This is a genomic window from Streptomyces albospinus, from assembly GCF_014648695.1.
Classification (GTDB): domain Bacteria; phylum Actinomycetota; class Actinomycetes; order Streptomycetales; family Streptomycetaceae; genus Streptomyces; species Streptomyces albospinus.
In genome coordinates, this window is record NZ_BMRP01000021.1 from 1 (window position 1) to 17,191 (window position 17,191).

Genomic DNA, 17,191 nt, shown 5'->3' on the forward strand with positions numbered 1-17,191 from the left:
TTCCATGCTTCACCCCCCGTCACGCTGGCGGCTTGACATCACGATTGGGAAGTTCCTTCGGGGGCGTGCGGTCCGCGTCGACCTTCTCGGTGCGCACCAGCTCGCCCCAGACGATGTAGCGGTAGTCCGAGGTGTAGACGGGGGTGCAGGTCGTGAGGGTGATGTAGCGGCCCGCCGCGTGCTTGCCGGACTCCGCGGGGACCTTGTCGAGGACGCTCACGTTGTACTTCGAGGTCTGCGGCAGCGTCGCGAAGACCTTGTAGACGTACCAGGTGTCCTTCGTCTCGAAGACGATCGGATCGCCGTCCTTGACCTTGTCGATGTTGTGGAACTTGGCGCCGTGGCCGTCGCGGTGCGCGGCGAGGGTGAAGTTGCCCTTCGTGTCCTGCGGCAGCGCCGACTTGACCGGCTTGGTGTAGTAGCCGGCGACGCCTTCGTTGAGGACGTCGGTGTCGGTGCCCTTCTTGACCAGCACCTCGCCGTTGTCCATCGCCGGTACGTGCAGGAAGCCGATGCCGTCCTTGGTGTCCAGCTCCCCCGGCCCCTTGGGGCCGGCGGGCGGCGCCGCCGCCCAGTGCTTGCGGATCTGGTCGCTCTGCTTGTGCGACTCGCGGTCGGCGAGGACGTTGGTCCACCACAGCGAGTAGGCGACGAACAGGCCCAGGATCACGCCGGCCGTGATCAGCAGCTCACCGATGACGCTGACGGCGGAGGCGACGACCGCCCACCTCCGGCGCGGGTTCGGTGACCGCGCGGACCGGTCGCTGTCCTGGTCGATTCCGCTGGCAGTCACCGCGTCGCACCCTTCTTTGGTTTCGCTCAGCCGGCGAGCGCTTCCGGTTTGCCCTTGCTCCGCGGTCGCTCGTCGACCATCTTGCCCCAGACGATCATTCGAAAGGTACTGGTGAATTCCGGGGTACAGGTGGTCAGGGTGATGTAGCGACCCGGACCGGTGAATCCCGAACCCGGCGGTACCGGACCGATCACGCTGGTGTTACTGGGGGACGTCTGCGGGAGGACGCTCTCCATCTCGTACGTGTAGTACGCGCTCTGCGTCTCCACGACGATTTTGTCGCCCTTGGTGAGCCGGTTGATGTACCGGAACGGCTCACCGTGGGTGTTGCGGTGGGCCGCGACCGCGAAGTTGCCCTTCGGGTCCCACGGCATCGCCGTCTTGACCCCGCTGCTGGCGTCGTAGTGGCCGATCATGCCGTGGTCCAGCACCGTGGTCTTGTCGATGCCCTCGGCGACCGGGGCCTTCACATCGAGCTTGGGGATGTACATGATCCCGAAGCGCTCACCGACCGCGAGGTTCTTCTTCTCGCCGCCGCCCTTGTCCCACTGCTGCTGGAGCGTGTTGGCGGCGCCGCCCGCCTCCTCGTTGGCCCTCACGTTCGTCCACCACAGCTGGTACGTGACGAACAGCAGCATCAGCACGCCGAGGGTGATGAACACTTCGCCCAGTGCGCGGCTGGCGATCAGGCTGGGGCTCTCCTTGGCGGCGCGCTGGGCGCGGCGGGCCTCGACCCGGGTCAGGGGGGCCTTGGGTGATTCGGCGGCGGACGCGGTGGCGGCAGCGGCGGCAGCGGCTGCCCCGCCTCCGTGGCGGCCGTGGCGGCCACCCCGCCGGGTGGCCTCCTGAGCGGCCTTGCGCCGGGCCGCTCGGCCTCCTGGCGCCGAAGCGGTCTCGGTTTCACGTGAAACCACCGCGGTGGCGTCGGTTTCACGTGAAACGGCGTCCCGGTCGCGCTCCGCCTGGCGCAGGGCCATGGTCTCCTCGTCCCGCTGCGGCCCGGGAACGGCGGGCGCGGCGGGTCTCGGGACCAGCGGCGGAATCGTGGGGAGCGGCGCCGTCAGGGCCTCGGCGACCGTGAACGGCGGAGGTATCGGCTCGGTCCGCGCGGCGTAACTGCCGCCGCCGAGGCCGCCGTTGACCTGCCCGTAGTCGTCGCGCTCGGGACCGTAGGACTGCGGACGGCGCGGGGCGGGCGGGGTGTGCGGGGTGTCCTCGGGGCTGGGTTTCCGGTGCCGGGCAGCCGGCCGCGACTGGGGCTGGGCCGGCGGCGGGGGCTCGGTCCGGGCCGGCGGCCGGGGCTGGGCGGGCGGCTCGTGGTGCGGCCGGAACCAGGGGGAGCCCGGCCCCTCGTCGGTCCGGGGTGCCTGCTGCTCCTGCTCGTACGGTCCCGGCAGCGATGTCGCCGCCCGGCCCGGCAGGGGGTCGTTCAGCGGGTCGCGGAGCCGCCCGACCGCCGCCTCGAACGCATCGGGGTGCCCGTCGGGCTCTCCCGGCCCGTACGGATCCTGCGCCCCGTACGGCCGCTCCGGCTCGTACGGGTCGTAGGATCTGCCGTCACGCTCGGGGCGCAGCGCGGTCACGCGCCGGCCTTGCCGACCACCGGGGCCAGCCCCGCCGAACGCCCCACCGCTCCCTCGTCGCCGCACTCCACCAGCCAGTTGGCGAGCATCTTGTGTCCCCACTCCGTCAGCACCGACTCGGGGTGGAACTGCACGCCCTCCACCGGGAGTTCACGGTGCCGCAGGCCCATGATGATCCGGCCGCCGGGGGCCTCGTCGGCCTCCGTCCAGGCGGTGACCGCCAGCACGTCGGGGACGGTGTCCGGCTCGACGGCGAGGGAGTGGTAGCGGGTGGCGGTGAAGGGCGACGGCAGCCCGGCGAAGACGCCGGCGCCCTCGTGCAGGACGGGGGAGGTCTTGCCGTGCAGCAGCTCGGGCGCCCGGTCCACCACACCGCCGTAGGCGACGGCCATCGACTGGAGGCCCAGGCAGACACCGAACACCGGGACGCCGGTGTCCGCGCAGTGCCGGACCATGTCGACGCAGACCCCGGCCTGTTCGGGGGTGCCCGGCCCGGGGGAGAGCAGTACGCCGTCGAAGCCGTCCTGGGCGTGGCGCGGGGCGACCTCGTCGTTGCGCAGCACCTCGCATTCGGCGCCGAGCTGGTAGAGGTACTGGACGAGGTTGAAGACGAAGCTGTCGTAGTTGTCGACAACGAGAATGCGTGCGGTCATCGGGTGCCTGCCATCCCTTGGTCGACAGTGACGTCATTGAAGGGGAGCAGCGGCTCCGCCCACGGAAAGACCCACTGGAAGAGCACGAAGACGACCGCCAGCACGAGCACCAGTGAAATCAGCGCCTTCACCCACGTGTTGCCCGGCAGATGCCGCCAGATCCAGCCGTACATGCTGTCGCTGTCCCCTTGCCGATGCCCGTTGACGATGTCGATTCGACACCAGAGTAAGGGGAGAGGCCGTGGGCAGGTGGGTCAGCCGGTCAAAGCCGATGGCCTTCCCTGCTCGACGGGTTGGGTGGAATCCAGGTGGGCCCAGGCGATCAGCCGGTGGCTGTGTCCCCACTCCGGCTCGCAGGTGGTCAGGGTCAGATAGCGTCCGGGGCCCCGGTAGCCGGACTTCTGCGGTACGGGGTCGATCACGCCGATGTCGGCGGGCAGCGTCGTATAGGGCCGGTTGTCGATGCGGTAGGTGAACCAGGTCGTCCCGTCGGTGAGGACGACGGCGTCTCCGGGGCGGAGTTCGGGGAAGTCCTTGAAGGGGTCGCCGTAGGTGCGGCGGTGGCCGGCGACGGCGAAGTTGCCGGTCTCGCCGAGCCGGGCGGTGCGGTCGTAGTGGCCGAGGCCGCGCTGGAGGACGCCGGTGGTGGTGCCTTGCAGGACGGGCTTGGCCCAGTCCGTCCCGAGCCGCGGGATGTACATGACGGCGAAGGGCTTGCCGGGTTCGTAGGGGCGGGGTTCGGCGGCGGGCGGGGCCGCGGACCTGCCGGCGGAGGCGGCGGGTGGGCCCGCCGACCACTGGTCCTGGAGTCTGCCGATCTCGCCGTCCATCGCGCTGTCGGCCCGGATGCCGGTCCAGAAGAGGAGGTAGACGACGAAGAGGACGATCAGCGTGCCGGCGGTGACGCAGATTTCGCTGGCCGTCCGTACGATCCACCGCACCGTCATCCGGACCCGCCCCTCCCCGCCGCCCCGCGGGGTGCGGGTTACGGCTTCACAGGCTGTGCGTAGTGGAGATCCACTGTGCCGGAGTAGCCGGGAAGAGTCACCGCCTCGTGCTGGTCGACTTTCCAGCCGAGGCCGTAGGCGTTGACGTACTGGAGGTAGTTCTGGATGGCGGGGGACGCGGTGAGCGCCCGGTTGAGCGCATCGCGGTCGCCGACGGCGGTGATCTTGTACGGCGGGGAGTAGACGCGGCCCTGGAGGATCAGGGTGTTGCCGACGCAGCGGACCGCGCTGGTGGAGATCAGCCGCTGGTCCATGACCTTGATGCCCTTGGCGCCGCCGTGCCACAGGGCGTTCACCACGGCCTGGAGGTCCTGCTGGTGGATGACCAGGTCGTTGGGCTGCGGCTCGGGGATGCCGGGAATCTTGGCGGTGGCGTTCGGCGGGGCGTCCATGAGCGTGACCGTCACGCCCTGGCCGGACAGCGGGTCCAGGCCGGCGCTCTTCTCCAGTGCCTTGAGCTTGGCCTGCTCGGTCGTGGAGCTGCTGGTGTCGCGCCGGGCCAGCCCGTCGACCTGCGCGCGCAGGGTGGCGTTGCGGTCGTCCTGGGAGCCGTTCTTGTGGCTGCGTTCCTGGATGAGGTCGGACAGCCGCAGCATCGAGTCGTCGGAGCGGAGATTGGTGCCGCGGGCGGTGTCGAAGCTCAGCCAGAACATCAGCCCGGCGAGCGCGAAGACGACGAGGGTGAGGAGCCGGACGGGTCGCAGCCGCGGTCGGGCCGGACGCCCGGAGGAGTCAGCGGAATTGCTCAACGTACCCTTACTCCTTACGACGCCGCGGAAGCACTACGCTAACGGACGCCCGGGAAGGAATCCGTTCCCACCGTGTCCGCCCCCTGGCTCCCGTTCCGTACCGCCCCCGCACGGATGGGGGCACCGCCCGCTCGCCGTGGAGAGCGGGGGAGCAGCACATCGACAGGAGAGTTCCTCGTGCCGAAGTCACGGATCCGCAAGAAGGACGACTTCACGCCGCCGCCGGCGAAGACCACCGCCCTGAAGATGAACTCAGGACGTGGCTGGGTCGCGCCGCTGATGCTGGCGATGTTCCTGATCGGCCTGGCGTGGATCGTGCTGTTCTACGTGTCCGAGGGCGATCTCCCGATCAAGGCGATGGGCAACTGGAACATCGTGTGCGGCTTCGGCTTCATCGCGGTGGGCTTCGGTATCTCCACGCAGTGGAAGTAGCGCAAGCCCTGCCCAAGGCCATCCACACAGTTATCCACAGCCGGGGAAAACTTCAGAAGATCTGTGGATAACCTTCGGGAGGTTGACGCCGGTGTGACCGGTGGTAGCCGTCCACGGTCTGCGTCTCCCCCTGTCCTTCCTGGGGAAACGCAGGCCGACGGGGTCCGGGGGGATCTTCCGCACAGCATGCACAAGATCCGCCACGCACTGTGGACAACGTCGCCCGATGGTGTGGGTACGGACCTCAGCCCACCAGCTGAAGGGTCCGTACCCACACCACCGCGACGATCGCGAGCAGCGCCAGCGCACACGTCCCGGCGTGCACCAGCGTCCGGCGGTCGCGCGGCGCGTGCACCATCCCGAACGCCACCGCGGCTCCCACGACCAGCCCGCCGACATGCGCCTGCCAGGCGATATTCGGCCACAGGAACGTGAAGGCCAGGTTGAGGCCGAGCAGGATCAGCACCGGCTTCATGTCGTAGCGCAGCCGGCGCATCAGCACCGCCGTCGCGCCCAGCAGCCCGAAGATCGCGCCGGACGCCCCCAGCGAGGGCTGGTTCTGCGCGGCGAGCAGGTACGTCAGAGCGCTGCCGCCGAGGCCGGCGAGCAGGTAGAGCGTGATGTAGCGGAGCCGGCCGAGCGCCGCCTCCAGGGGCGGGCCCAGCCACCACAGCGAGAGCATGTTGAAGGCGATGTGCGGGATCTGCTGGTGCAGGAAGATCGCGGTCAGCAGGCGGTACCACTCGCCGTGGGCGACGCCGACGAGCTGGTAACGGCTCGGGTCGAGGGCGAGTCCGAGCATGTCCAGCCGGTCGACCAGGCCGCTGCCGGACGCCAGGACCGCGACGAAGACGGCGGCGTTGATGCCCAGGAGGATCTTGGTGATCAGCCGCGGGTCGGCGGTGACCGTGCCGCCCGCTATCGTGCGCGGCGCACTCGCCCCCGGCGCGTGGCCGGTGCCGCCGCCGTTGCGTACGCAGTCCGGGCACTGGAAGCCGACCGAGGCGCTGACCATGCACTCCGGGCAGATCGGCCGGTCGCAGCGGGTGCACCGGATGCCGGTCGTCCGGTCCGGATGGCGGTAGCAGCCGGAGCGGCCGTCCCGGCCGTGCGCGTCCTGCGGCTCCTGCGGGCTGCCTGGCACCTGGTCCATGGTCCCCTCGTCCTCTTTCTCGCCTGAGCGCGTGAACACACCGCCCCGCCCGGTGTACGACCGGGCGGGGCGTAATGGTTCCCCCGGACCTTGCCGGGGCACAAGACGCGCCTCAGCGGGTCTCGACGACCACCGACTGGATGACGACGTCCTGGACCGGACGGTCGGTGCGCGGGTTGGTCTGGGTGTTGGCGATGGCGTCCACGACCTTCTTGCTGGCGTCGTTGGTGACCTCGCCGAAGATGGTGTGCTTGCCGGTCAGCCACGCGGTCGGCGCGACGGTGATGAAGAACTGCGAGCCGTTGGTGCCCGGACCGGCGTTGGCCATGGCCAGCAGGTACGGCTTGTTGAACGCCAGGTCGGGGTGGAACTCGTCGGCGAACTCGTAACCGGGACCGCCGGTGCCGTTGCCCAGCGGGTCACCGCCCTGGAGCATGAAGCCGCTGATGACCCGGTGGAAGACGGTGCCGTCGTACAGCCGGTCGGTGGACTTCTTGCCGGTCGCCGGGTGGGTCCACTCCCGCTCGCCGTTGGCGAGCTCGACGAAGTTCTTGACCGTCTTCGGTGCATGGTTCGGCAGGAGCCGAATCTCGATGTCGCCCTGGTTCGTCTTCAGGGTGGCGTAGAGCTGCTCAGCCACGATCTACCTTCCATAAGTCTTCACTGACGGTCCCTGATCCTCGCATGAAGCGCCCGCCGAGCGCCCGGCCGCCACCTCTTGACGGTGTTCGTACTCATTTCTTGCGCACGATGCGACGCAGCGTGGCATTGTCGTCACAAGGCTCCGGAAGGTCCCCAATGACCCGGATGCCCGCTCGCACATGCCGTACGACGCCCGAGCGGGCATGCTCGTCAATCGGGTGGACAGGCGACAGAGCAGCAACGGGGGAGCAGCCCCCGCAACCCGGACACACCGCCGAGGAGGAGGATCCCCGTGACCCGCAAGGACAGCGTGCGCGCCGCGACCGGCACCGCCAGGGACAGCGTGCGGCATGCAGCGGAGGTGGTGGCTCCCTATGCCGGTACGGCCAAGGACGCCGCTGTCCAGTACGCATCCGAGGCCCGTACGCGGCTGGCGCCGGTGGTGGCCGAGGCGGCGCACCAGGCCCGTTCCCAGTACGACGCCCATCTGCACCCGCGTATCGAGCACGCCCGCGGCGCGCTGCCGCCCAAGGTGGACGCGGCGGCGACCCGGGCGGCCTGCCGCACCCGCAAGGCGGCCCGCCAGGCGGCCGACTACGCCGCCCCGCGGCTGGAGTACGCCGTGGACAGCGCCCGTGCGGCGGCCGAGCCGGTGCGCGAGGAGGCGCTCGCCCGGGGCACCGCGGCGCTCGCCGCGCTCCGCGGCCAGGTGACCGCCGCGGAGATCGAGAAGCTCCAGAAGAAGCAGCACCGCCGGGCCGCCTGCGGCAGGGCGGCCAAGCGGCTGGCGCTGCTGGGCATCGTGGTGGCCGGGGCGGTCGCCGCCTGGAAGTGGTGGGACAAGCAGGCCAACCCGGACTGGCTGGTCGAGCCGCCGGCCCCCACCGAGGTCGGTGAGCGCGGCCATCTGAGCGCCGTCGACGGCAGCGAGGGCGCCCCGCTCGACCCCGAGGTCCAGGCCAAGCAGGCCGAGACCGACGACGGCGAACGGGGCGGCGGCACCGCCTGATCCGCACCGCCACCGGGCCGCGCTCCCTCACGGGGGCGCGGCCCGGTGGCGTACGGCCCTCAGGACACCTCTGCCGGGCGCCCGGCGGCCGGCAGCGGGTCGGCGCGCCGGGCCACGTCGAGGAGGGCGTGCAGCGGGCGCTCGGCGAGGCCGAGGCGGGGGCGCCACTGGGCGAGGATGCTGACCGGGCGGAGCGGTTCGGTGAGCCGCAGCGCGACCAGTTCGCCGGTCTCCAGCTCCCGCGCCACCGCCAGCTCCGGCAGCAGCGAGACACCGCGGCCGTGCCCGGTCAGCCGCAGCAGCGCGGACAGCGAGCCGGTGATCATCGAGAGGTGCGCCCCGGCGAGCAGGTCGCGCCCGAAGCGGTCCACCAGCATCTCGGAGGTGCAGCCCGGCTCGGCGACCAGGAAGTCGTACGCCAGCAGCTGATCCGGCCTCACCTGCGCGCTCCCGGCCAGGGGATGGCCGGGGGACGCCACCAGCACCGTGCGGTCATGGCCCATGACCGCGTGCGGGCCGAGCGCACGCACCCCGTTGTCGTACTGGAACGTCACGTCCAACTCGCCCGCGCCGAAGGCCCGTTCCACCAGGCTGCGGCTTCCCACCGTCAGCTCGACGTCGACGCCCGTGCCGGAGGCGCCGGCGCCGTACTCCAGCGCGACCAGTACCTCCGGCATCCAGGCGTGCGCCAGCGACTCCTGGGCGCCTATCCGCAGCCTGGGCCGGTCGCCGAGCGCGGCCCGGCGCATCCGCTCCTCCAGCTCCAGCGCCTCACGGGCATGGGGCAGCAGCCGCCGTCCGGCGTCGGTGAGCGTCGTGCCCGTGCCGGCACGGACCAGCACGCTCGCGCCGAGCTCCGCCTCCAGGCGCTTGAGCTGTGCGCTCACGCTCGACTGCGCATAGCCCAACTCCTGGGCGGCAGCGGATATTCCGCCGTGATCGGCGACGGCGACGAAGGCACGCAGATAACGGGAGTCCACCCCACCAGCATGCCCTCGCCATCGGACATTCCGATGGGGCCATCGAGAGTGCGGCGTCGCCGGACCCGGGCCCACCGGGCCACCTTTCTGCCATGACCACCGATGCCATGGCGCGCTGCGCCGACGCCGCACCGCCGGCGCCCGTACGGTCCCGGCTCGCCTTCGCCGGGATCGCCGCCGGGAACCTGCTCGTCCTCCTGGACACCTCCATCCTCAACGTCGCCGTTCCCGACCTCCAGCGCTCCCTCCACCCGGCCGCCGCCGCACTCCCCTGGGCCGTCGACGCGTACACCGTGGTCTTCGCCGGACTGCTGCTCGCGGCAGGCGTGTTGGCCGACCGGTGGGGTGCGCGACGGGTCTACGTCCTCGCCCTCACCGCCTTCGCCGCGCTGTCCGTACTGTGCGCCGCGGCGCCCGACACCGGGTCGCTGATCGCCGGACGGGCCCTGCTGGGAGCGGCCGGCGCCGGACTGGTCCCCGCCTCGCTCGCGCTGCTGATCGCCCTCAGCCCGGACCCGGCCGGGCGCACCCGCGCCATCGGGGCGTGGGCCGCACTGAGCGGACTCGGCGCCGCGGCCGGACCCGTACTGGGCGGCGGGCTGATCGAACTCGGCGGCTGGCGGCTGGTGTTCCTCGTGAACCCGCCCATCGCCCTCGCCGCCCTGCTGCTCGCCCGCCGGCTCCCGGCACCGCCCGCCCGCGCCGCCGGCAACGCCCTGCGCGCCCTGGACCGCCCCGGGCTGCTGCTGTCCACCACCGCGCTCGCCGCGCTCACCTTCGGCCTGGTCGAGGCGGGCATCGAGGGCTGGGCGGCACCGCCCGCCTGGGGGCCGATCGCCGGTGCGCTGCTCGCCTTCGCCGCACTGACCGCCGTGGAACGCCGTGCCGCCGCCCCCGTACTGCCGCCCGCGCTGCTGGCCCTGCCCCGGGTGCGGGCCGCCATGCTGGCCGCCGCGGTGTCCTGCTTCGCCTTCTTCGGCGGGATGTACCTGCTCGCCGTCCGGCTCCAGCACGCCTACGGGCTCTCCCCGTTGGCGGCCGGCCTGGCGTCGCTGCCGCTCACCTTCCCGGTGTGCGTGATGCCCTTCTTCACCGGCCGGCTGGTGGCCCGGCACGGGGCCCGCCCGGTGCTGCTGACCGGAATGTCGGCCACCGCGCTGGCAGGGGTGCTGCTGCTCCTCGCCGGCAACGGGCACGCCCCGCTCCCCCTGATCGTCGCGGCCGAACTCGCCCTCGCCGCCGCGGGCACCCTCTCCATCCCCGGCGCCGCCGCCGAGATGGCCGTCGCCGCGCCGGCCGAACTGGCCGCGACCGGCCAGGGCGCCCTCAACGGCATACGGCAGGCGGGCTCGGCGCTCGGCGTCGCGGTCCTCGGCACCCTGGGCGGCCTGCCGGGCGCGGGCGGCGTACTCGTCGTCATCGGGTCGGCCGCGGCGCTGCTGATCTTCCGCGCGGGTGCCACCGCCCGCCGGTGACGGCGCAGGCCACCCGCCGCCCGGCCCCGCAAAGCGACACAGAGGGCGCAGAGGGCACAGAAGTCATAGGAGGCATGGAAGGCGCAGACGGCACAAAAAGACCCCTCCGACCGCGTTCTTGCAGGTCGGAGGGGTTTATCCGGTGGAGCCTAGGGGAGTCGAACCCCTGACATCTGCCATGCAAAGACAGCGCTCTACCAACTGAGCTAAGGCCCCTTCGCGGAACAGGGTACCCGGTGTCGGGGTGCTTTCCCGACCGGGTATCGCCGCACACCGTGGCTCTCCGTAGGATGCTTCGCGAGATTCGCGGCAGCGAAGCGCGATCGGGGAGACTGGGGAGACGGCATGGACGCAGCACAGCAGGAAGCCACCGCGCGGGCCCGGGAGCTCCAGCGCAGTTGGTACGGGGAACCTCTGGGCGCGCTGTTCCGCCGGCTGATCGACGACCTCGGGCTCAACCAGGCCCGGCTGGCCTCGGTGCTCGGACTGTCCGCGCCGATGCTGTCCCAGCTGATGAGCGGGCAGCGCGCCAAGATAGGCAACCCGGCCGTGGTCCAGCGGGTCCAGGCGCTCCAGGAGCTGGCCGGCCAGGTCGCGGACGGCAGCGTCAGCGCCGCCGAGGCCACCGACCGGATGGAAGAGATCAAGAAGACGGCGGGCGGCTCGGTGCTGAACAACACCTCGCAGACCACGTCCTCCACGGGCGCCACCACCGTGCGCCGGGTGGTGCGGGAGATCCAGTCGCTGCTGCGGTCGGTCTCCGACGCCGGGGACATCATCGAGGCGGCGACCACCCTCGCCCCCACGCATCCCGAACTGGCAGAGTTCCTCAGGGTCTACGGTGCCGGCCGCACCGCGGACGCGGTCGCCCACTACGAGGCGCACCAGAGTTAGCCGGGGAGCGTTGGCCAGCCGAGAGTCGGTCGCAGGAGACTCGTGATCCAGAAGCGGACGGGGCGCAATGGGTGAGATCTTCGCCGGTCGGTACGAGCTCGTGGATCCGATCGGACGGGGCGGAGTGGGCGCGGTCTGGCGCGCCTGGGACCACCGGCGCCGCCGCTACGTGGCGGCCAAAGTGCTCCAGCAGAGCGATGCGCACACGCTGTTGCGCTTCGTCCGCGAACAGGCGCTGCGGATCGATCACCCCCATGTGCTGGCCCCGGCGAGCTGGGCCGCGGACGACGACAAGGTGCTGTTCACCATGGACCTGGTGCACGGCGGCTCGCTGGCCCATCTGTCCGGCGACTACGGCCCGTTGCCGCCGCGGATGGTCTGCACCCTGATGGACCAGCTGCTGGCCGGGCTGACCGCCGTGCACGCCGAGGGCGTGGTGCACCGCGACATCAAACCGGCGAACCTCCTGCTGGAGGCGACCGGCACCGGCCGCCCCCATCTGCGGGTGTCCGACTTCGGCATCGCGATGCGCAAGGGCGAGCCACGGCTCACGGAGACCAACTACGTGGTGGGCACGCCCGGTTACTTCGCACCCGAGCAAATGCTGGGCGCCGAACCGGACTTCCCCGCCGACCTGTTCGCGGCCGGGCTGGTCGCGCTCTCCCTGCTCACCGGCGTCAAGCCGGACGCGGAGGCGCTGATCCGGCACTTCGCGGACCACGGCATACCGAACGCCCCCGAAGGCGTACCGGAACCGCTGTGGCAGGTGCTGGCCTCACTGGTGCACCCGGATCCGGACGCCCGCTTCAAGACCGCGACCGGGGCCCGGAAGGCGCTGCTGGCGGCGGCCGAGCTGCTGCCCGAGGCGACGATCGAGGACGAGGTCGTCGAGGTCTTCGACCACATCGGGCCGCTCCCCGCCGGGTTCGGGCCGGACGGGCCGCTGCGCTCCGCCGGCGGCGACGGCGCGACCGGCAGCACGACCGTGGCCGCCGCCGGGACCGGCGCAACCGGCGGAACCTCAGGGGCCGGCGACCCGACCCCCGGGCCGCGTTCCCTGTCGGGCACCGGGAGTTTCCAGCTCGCGCCGCCGGAGCCGCAGATCCCGCCGCAGCCGAGCACCCCGCCGACCCCGACCCCGATGCCGCCGGGACCGCCGCCGGCCCGGAACATCCCGGCCCCGCCGAGCACCCCGCCGCGGACCCCGGCCCCGATGCCCCGCTACGAGCCGCCGGCCGCCGGCCCCCCGGAGGCGTCCGCGACCCGCCCGTACACCGCCGGGCAGCCCCCGCTCCCCGGCCAGCCGCCGGGCGCCGCCCCCGCTCCGGTGACGCCTCCCCCGGGCGCCCCGGCAGCGCCGCGCTCCGCCGTCCCGGACCGCAGACCGGGACCGCCCCCGAAGGTCGCGGTCCCGGTGCTGATCGTGGCGCTGCTGTGCATCGCGGTCGGCATCTGGGCGCTGCTCGGCGCCTGACGCCGGTCCTGCCGGGGAGTCCCCGGGGCCTGTCCGCGGTGGGCCGGGGTCGAAAAGGCCCGGCGTCCGGTGCGGTGCGGCTCGGCTTCCGGTGACCGTGCCAGGAGCCGAGGCGGAGCGCAGGCGCCGGAGCGGCTCGACAGCAAAGCTACGGGGACGGTTCGGCAACGCGGCGCGGTGCCCCGTGCCTGGGGGCACCGCCCAGCGGTGGCTGGGGGAGCGTCGAGGGCCCGCCCCTGACCCCTCGGACAGGCCCTGGCCGTCCCGGGACGGTCGGGGCCGCCGCGGCGACTACTGCGTCGGCTGCTGGTCCACCGGGGACGAGGGGGCGGGCAGCCGGTCCCGCGGTGCGGACGGGGCCTCGCCGGGTCCCTGCGCGATCGTGGCCGCGGCCCCGCGCCGCGCGACCACCGTCCAGGCACCCAGCCCCGCCGGCAGCACCACCCCGGTGCCGATCCCGGCGTACGCCACGAGCATCAGGGTGCCGTTGGTCCGCGCGGTCCGGCCCGTGCCGTCCCCGTCGCCGGGCGTGACGTCGAAGTCGCCGGCGGGCCCGGCGTATCCCGGACCGGCCTGCGGGGTGCCCCGGACGTCCACCCGGAGGGTGAGGTCGGCGCCCTGCGGGAAGTGCTTGGCGGCACCGGAGTCGAGGGTCACCGCCACGTAGTACCGGCCCGCGAAGCGCATGGCGCGGACCGTGTCGTCCGAGGCGAAGCGGTTGCCGTAGGCCACCGGCGCGCTGAACTCCCCGGTGGTGACCGGCTTTCCGCTGTACGCGACGAAGCCGCCGTCACTTACCACGCCGCGCGCCGGGTTGTAGACGCGCAGCCCGAAGGCGTTCGCCACGAAGTCCGTGGCAGGTGTCCGCGCCGCCCCCGACCGCCGTGCCACCGGGCGCCCTCGCATAGCCCGGTACGCCGTCGGCCGCGGCCACGCCCACCGTGCCCGGCGCGAGCGCCACCACGGCCAGCGCCGCCAGGGCCGCGAGCCCTGGACCCGCCGCCCGCCTCGCTACGAACCGCTCTTCCGCGGATCCGACCCCGCACCGGCCGGCCGCGGCTTACGGCGGGCCCAGACGTACGACATCCCGAGGCCGGCCAGCAGCAGCACGCCCACCACACCGACGGACACCCCGGCCACCCGGATCGCGGGCCATCCGCCGGAGCCGGCCGCGGACCCCGAACCGCCGTCCACGGCACTGCTCTTGACGGCCACCGCACCGGCCTCCGGTCCGGCCTTCTCCTTGCCCAGGACGGCGACCCGCAGCACCACCCCGATCTGCGGGTTCTCGCTGATCTGGGCGGCTCTGGCACCCAGCGTGACCGCGATGTAGAAGTCGCCGTTGGCGTGGACGGGGGTGACGTTGGGGCGGGTCTCGTAGCGGTTGGTCCAGGAGACCGGCACCGTCCCCATCTTCAGCGACGCCACCCGCCCGTTGTAGGGCGCCTGCTGTGTGAACTGACCGGTGCCGCTGCCGACCGGCGCCCGGTACGGCGTATAGACCTGGGTGCTGCCGAAGGACGTCGGGGTGACAGCGCCCTTGGCCTTGGGCTCGTTGGCGAACTCCACGTCGTAGCGCAGCTGTTGGCCCCAGCCCACCGGCACCTTGTACCAGAGCGTCTGGGCCGGGAGGATCCTGTCCCGCCAGACGCCCTGGTGCAGCGGACGGGCGTCGTTGAAGCCGGTGCCGCCGGAGACCGCCTCGGGGGCGGTGGTGGGCAGCGTGGCGTCCTTGCCGCCGGCGCCGTAGTCCGGCTCGGACGGGGCGGGGGTGACGCCCTTCGACAGCGGATGTTCCACGTGAAACGTCAGCTCCAGCGGCCAGCGCGCGGCGTCCGAGCCCTTGGCCGCCGTGCGCTCGACGACCAGCCAGTACCGGCCCGCCTTGTCACAGCTCTTGGTGCCGCGTTGCGACGGGATCCGGCTGACGGCCGAGGTCAGCGGTGCGGCTCCCTCGCGCTGCCCGAACATCGCCGAGGTGGACTCGCAGGAACCGTCCGCTCCGTACACGACCTTGGTGCGCAGCGCGTCCGGGGAGTCGATCGCCGCGCCGGGCTGCGGGACCACCGTCGCCGAGAAGTCCGCCGCCGACGCCGCGTCCAGGTTGGTGGCGTAGTACCGCTCTTCGTTGGGGCCGATGCTGTCCAGGTACTGCCCCGGCGCGATGAGCGGCGCGCTCTGCCGGTCGGCCGTGCCCCGGACCTGCTTCCCGCTGAACCGGTAGCCGGCCGCGGAGAGTTGACCGGCCCGCTGCACCTGGCGGGAGAGCGCCCGGGCGTCCGGGGCGTCGTAGTACTGCCCGTTGCCGGCCTTGGCGATGCACTCCAGCTGCGCGCGGGCCTGGCCCGCCACCTGGAAGCCGACGGTGTCGATGTGCAGATCGGCACCGGACGCGGCGAGTTGGGCGGCGACCTGGCAGGGCTGCGGCGACTGGCAGGTGTCCGTGCCGTCGGAGACCAGCAGGATCGTGCGCTTGCCGGTGCCGCCGTCGGCGGGCCGGGGGAGGTCCGCGGCGGCCTTGTTCAGCGACAGCCCGATGGGGGTGTCCCCTTTGGGCGTGACGCCCGCGACGGCGCGCTTGAGGCCGTCCCGGTCCAGCGGGGCGACGGGCCGGGCGAGCCGGGTGTCGTCACACCCCTTGGGCTTGTCGGCGCCGTAGACCCGCAGACCGGTGGGATAGCCGTCCGGCAGCCCGTCGACGACGGTGCCGATCGCCCTGCGGGCAGCGGCGATCCGGGTGCTTCCGGCGCCGTCGCTCCCGGCCATGGAGCCGGAGGAGTCCAGCACCATCATCATGCCGCCACCCTCGGCGACCGGCGCCGTGTGCGGTGCCGCCGCGGCCGGGAGGACCGCCGCGGTGAGGGCCAGCAACAGCCCTCCGAGCGCCGCCACCGCTCCGCGGCATGGTCGTCGTGCCATGTCGTCGTCCCCCTCGCGTCCCGCCGATCACATCACGGACACCACCGTCACGGACATCCACTTTGCCACTGCAATCCAATGATGTGCGATAGCAAACTCACCGGCCTGCCTCCCCTGCCCCCGGACGCACGAAACCCCGGCTGCCCATCGGCAACCGGGGTCCCTGCAAACTGTGCTGTGCGTGTGGTCTCACACACCCGAACCTGCGGGCACGGAGTCGGTCGCCTCCGTCCACAGATCCTGCTCGGCGCGATCCGCCTGGATCTGGCGGTACACGAGGAGCCCGCCGATGGCGGCCAGTGCGACCAGGAGAAGCTTCTTCACCGCGCGACCTCGTCTTTCGTTGACGTAGGGGACCCTATGTCGGCCGATGATACACACCGGCCGATACCGATCGGTTATCTAGCCCGCACTCGGCAACACCTCGTCCGCGGGTACCGAAGAGCCCCAACTTCCGCCCCTGTACAACGAATCGCCCGCATCTCGGGTTCCCACTGCCCCGGATAACGCATCGGCCCGGCCGGAGAAGTCTCCGGCCGGGCCGATGGTGCGGTGCGGCTACCAGGACTTGAACCTGGGGCCTCTTCCTTATCAGGGAAGCGCTCTAACCGTCTGAGCTATAGCCGCTCGTTCGCTGCACCGAAAGATTAGCGCACTTCAGAGGCGTTCCCAAAATCGGTTCCCGCGGCCTCGGGAACGCCGCCCGCCGAGGGCTCACTCGTCCTCCGCGAGCGTCAGCTCCACCCCGCCGACGAAGCCGGCGGACAGGTTGTAGATGAACGAACCGAGCGTGGCCAGCGCGGTCGCCAGCACCACGTCGATCACCGCGATGACGGAGGTGAACAGCAGCACCCGCGGCAGCGACAGGAACGACTGGAGATCGAGGCCGCCGCCGTCCGCCGAGCCGGTCGCCTCGCTGATCGTCTTGCCGACGGTGGAGAAGACGCCCATCGCGTTCATCACCATCCACAGCACCGTCACCGCCACGACCGTGCAGATGCCCAGCGCGATGGACAGCAGGAAGCTCACCTTCATCACCGACCACGGGTCGGTACGCGCCACCCGTAGCCGGGCCTTGCGCGTCCTCGGGGCCGTGCTGGCGCCCGTACGCGGCTTGCGCACCGCCTGCCCGGCTCCGTCCTGCCCGCCACCCGTGCGGTACGCCTGAGGCGGCTGGTACGGCTGCTGTGCGCCGCCCTGCGGGTTCACCTGGCCACCGGTGCGGGCCTGCGGCTGGGGTTGGGGTTGGGGCTGTCGGGTATCCGTCATGGTTCCCCCCTCGTGGGCACCGTCGTCCCGTGTGCCTTCGGACATGGCAGAGCCACGGGCGCTGTCTTCCGTCACGGTTGCGGGTCCGGACGAGGAGTCTTTGCCGACTCCCGGTCCGCCCGCCGCAGCGCCCGTGGCTCCACTCACGACCTACTCCTC

At 72.1% G+C, this 17,191-nt stretch carries 18 protein-coding genes and 2 tRNA genes; 5 read left to right on the top strand and 15 right to left on the bottom strand.

The annotated features are described in order from the left end of the window. Positions 1 to 19 precede the first annotated feature (19 nt). The 6 genes from IEZ17_RS25880 to IEZ17_RS25905 form a co-directional block, all read right to left on the bottom strand. Positions 20 to 793, bottom strand: a complete 774-nt coding sequence (locus IEZ17_RS25880) for a class E sortase (RefSeq protein WP_189304077.1) — start codon at positions 791 to 793, stop codon at positions 20 to 22. 26 nt (positions 794 to 819) lie between these two features. Further along, positions 820 to 2,376, bottom strand: coding sequence for a class E sortase (locus tag IEZ17_RS25885; RefSeq protein WP_189304079.1), 1,557 nt, complete (start codon positions 2,374 to 2,376; stop codon positions 820 to 822). Beyond that, complete coding sequence (locus IEZ17_RS25890; RefSeq protein ID WP_189304081.1) at positions 2,373 to 3,029, bottom strand: aminodeoxychorismate/anthranilate synthase component II; 657 nt, start codon at positions 3,027 to 3,029, stop codon at positions 2,373 to 2,375. The genes IEZ17_RS25885 and IEZ17_RS25890 overlap by 4 nt, the downstream gene beginning before the upstream one ends. Then, positions 3,026 to 3,202 carry a hypothetical protein gene (locus tag IEZ17_RS25895; RefSeq protein ID WP_189304083.1) on the bottom strand — a complete coding sequence of 59 codons (177 nt, stop codon included), beginning with the start codon at positions 3,200 to 3,202 and terminating at the stop codon, positions 3,026 to 3,028. The genes IEZ17_RS25890 and IEZ17_RS25895 overlap by 4 nt, the downstream gene beginning before the upstream one ends. 81 nt (positions 3,203 to 3,283) lie before the next feature. Next, positions 3,284 to 3,976, bottom strand: coding sequence for a class E sortase (locus IEZ17_RS25900; RefSeq protein WP_189304085.1), 693 nt, complete (start codon positions 3,974 to 3,976; stop codon positions 3,284 to 3,286). A 38-nt stretch (positions 3,977 to 4,014) separates the two neighbouring features. Next, positions 4,015 to 4,785 carry a DUF881 domain-containing protein gene (locus tag IEZ17_RS25905; protein WP_189304087.1) on the bottom strand — a complete coding sequence of 257 codons (771 nt, stop codon included), beginning with the start codon at positions 4,783 to 4,785 and terminating at the stop codon, positions 4,015 to 4,017. A 177-nt stretch (positions 4,786 to 4,962) separates the two neighbouring features. Here IEZ17_RS25905 and crgA point away from each other — a divergent pair, with 177 nt between their 5' ends. Next, on the top strand, positions 4,963 to 5,217 hold the full coding sequence (gene crgA, locus IEZ17_RS25910) for a cell division protein CrgA (RefSeq protein ID WP_043265204.1): 255 nt from the start codon (positions 4,963 to 4,965) through the stop codon (positions 5,215 to 5,217). A 244-nt stretch (positions 5,218 to 5,461) separates the two neighbouring features. Here crgA and IEZ17_RS25915 read toward each other — a convergent pair whose 3' ends face one another. Both IEZ17_RS25915 and IEZ17_RS25920 read right to left on the bottom strand, forming a co-directional pair. After that, entirely contained in the window at positions 5,462 to 6,370 is a 909-nt protein-coding gene (locus tag IEZ17_RS25915; protein ID WP_189304089.1) for a rhomboid family intramembrane serine protease, read from the bottom strand. A gap of 112 nt (positions 6,371 to 6,482) precedes the next feature. Beyond that, positions 6,483 to 7,010 (bottom strand): peptidylprolyl isomerase, encoded by a 528-nt coding sequence (locus tag IEZ17_RS25920; RefSeq protein ID WP_189304091.1) that lies wholly within the window; start codon positions 7,008 to 7,010, stop codon positions 6,483 to 6,485. 294 nt (positions 7,011 to 7,304) lie between these two features. Here IEZ17_RS25920 and IEZ17_RS25925 point away from each other — a divergent pair, with 294 nt between their 5' ends. Continuing rightward, complete coding sequence (locus IEZ17_RS25925; RefSeq protein ID WP_189304093.1) at positions 7,305 to 8,021, top strand: DUF5324 family protein; 717 nt, start codon at positions 7,305 to 7,307, stop codon at positions 8,019 to 8,021. 59 nt (positions 8,022 to 8,080) lie between these two features. Here the strand turns inward: IEZ17_RS25925 and IEZ17_RS25930 are convergent, their stop codons facing one another. Continuing rightward, on the bottom strand, positions 8,081 to 9,001 hold the full coding sequence (locus tag IEZ17_RS25930; RefSeq protein ID WP_189304095.1) for a LysR family transcriptional regulator: 921 nt from the start codon (positions 8,999 to 9,001) through the stop codon (positions 8,081 to 8,083). 92 nt (positions 9,002 to 9,093) lie between these two features. On the opposite strand from IEZ17_RS25930, the gene IEZ17_RS25935 reads away from it, so the two are divergent. Then, a complete protein-coding gene (locus tag IEZ17_RS25935; RefSeq protein ID WP_229852634.1) occupies positions 9,094 to 10,476 on the top strand; it encodes an MFS transporter in 1,383 nt (460 codons plus the stop codon). 143 nt (positions 10,477 to 10,619) lie between these two features. Here the strand turns inward: IEZ17_RS25935 and IEZ17_RS25940 are convergent. Further along, positions 10,620 to 10,692: transfer RNA gene (locus IEZ17_RS25940), tRNA-Ala, on the bottom strand. Between the two features lie 129 nt (positions 10,693 to 10,821). Here IEZ17_RS25940 and IEZ17_RS25945 point away from each other — a divergent pair. Beyond that, entirely contained in the window at positions 10,822 to 11,370 is a 549-nt protein-coding gene (locus IEZ17_RS25945) for a helix-turn-helix domain-containing protein (protein WP_189304097.1), read from the top strand. Positions 11,371 to 11,437: 67 nt separating this feature from the next. Beyond that, on the top strand, positions 11,438 to 12,844 hold the full coding sequence (locus IEZ17_RS25950; protein ID WP_189304099.1) for a serine/threonine-protein kinase: 1,407 nt from the start codon (positions 11,438 to 11,440) through the stop codon (positions 12,842 to 12,844). Between the two features lie 291 nt (positions 12,845 to 13,135). On the opposite strand, the gene IEZ17_RS25955 is transcribed toward IEZ17_RS25950, so the two are convergent. The 5 genes from IEZ17_RS25955 to IEZ17_RS25975 all read right to left on the bottom strand — a co-directional run bounded on the left by IEZ17_RS25955 (position 13,136) and on the right by IEZ17_RS25975 (position 17,179). Beyond that, positions 13,136 to 13,735: a hypothetical protein gene (locus IEZ17_RS25955; RefSeq protein ID WP_229852635.1), complete on the bottom strand. Its 600-nt coding sequence runs from the start codon at positions 13,733 to 13,735 to the stop codon at positions 13,136 to 13,138. A 120-nt stretch (positions 13,736 to 13,855) separates the two neighbouring features. Further along, positions 13,856 to 15,763, bottom strand: a complete 1,908-nt coding sequence (locus IEZ17_RS25960; RefSeq protein WP_189304103.1) for a vWA domain-containing protein — start codon at positions 15,761 to 15,763, stop codon at positions 13,856 to 13,858. Between the two features lie 189 nt (positions 15,764 to 15,952). Beyond that, positions 15,953 to 16,087 carry a DLW-39 family protein gene (locus IEZ17_RS42850; RefSeq protein WP_003958712.1) on the bottom strand — a complete coding sequence of 45 codons (135 nt, stop codon included), beginning with the start codon at positions 16,085 to 16,087 and terminating at the stop codon, positions 15,953 to 15,955. 229 nt (positions 16,088 to 16,316) lie between these two features. Further along, positions 16,317 to 16,390, bottom strand: a tRNA-Ile gene (locus IEZ17_RS25970). Between the two features lie 87 nt (positions 16,391 to 16,477). Further along, positions 16,478 to 17,179, bottom strand: coding sequence for a DUF3566 domain-containing protein (locus tag IEZ17_RS25975; protein WP_189304104.1), 702 nt, complete (start codon positions 17,177 to 17,179; stop codon positions 16,478 to 16,480). Between the last annotated feature and the right edge of the window lie 12 nt (positions 17,180 to 17,191).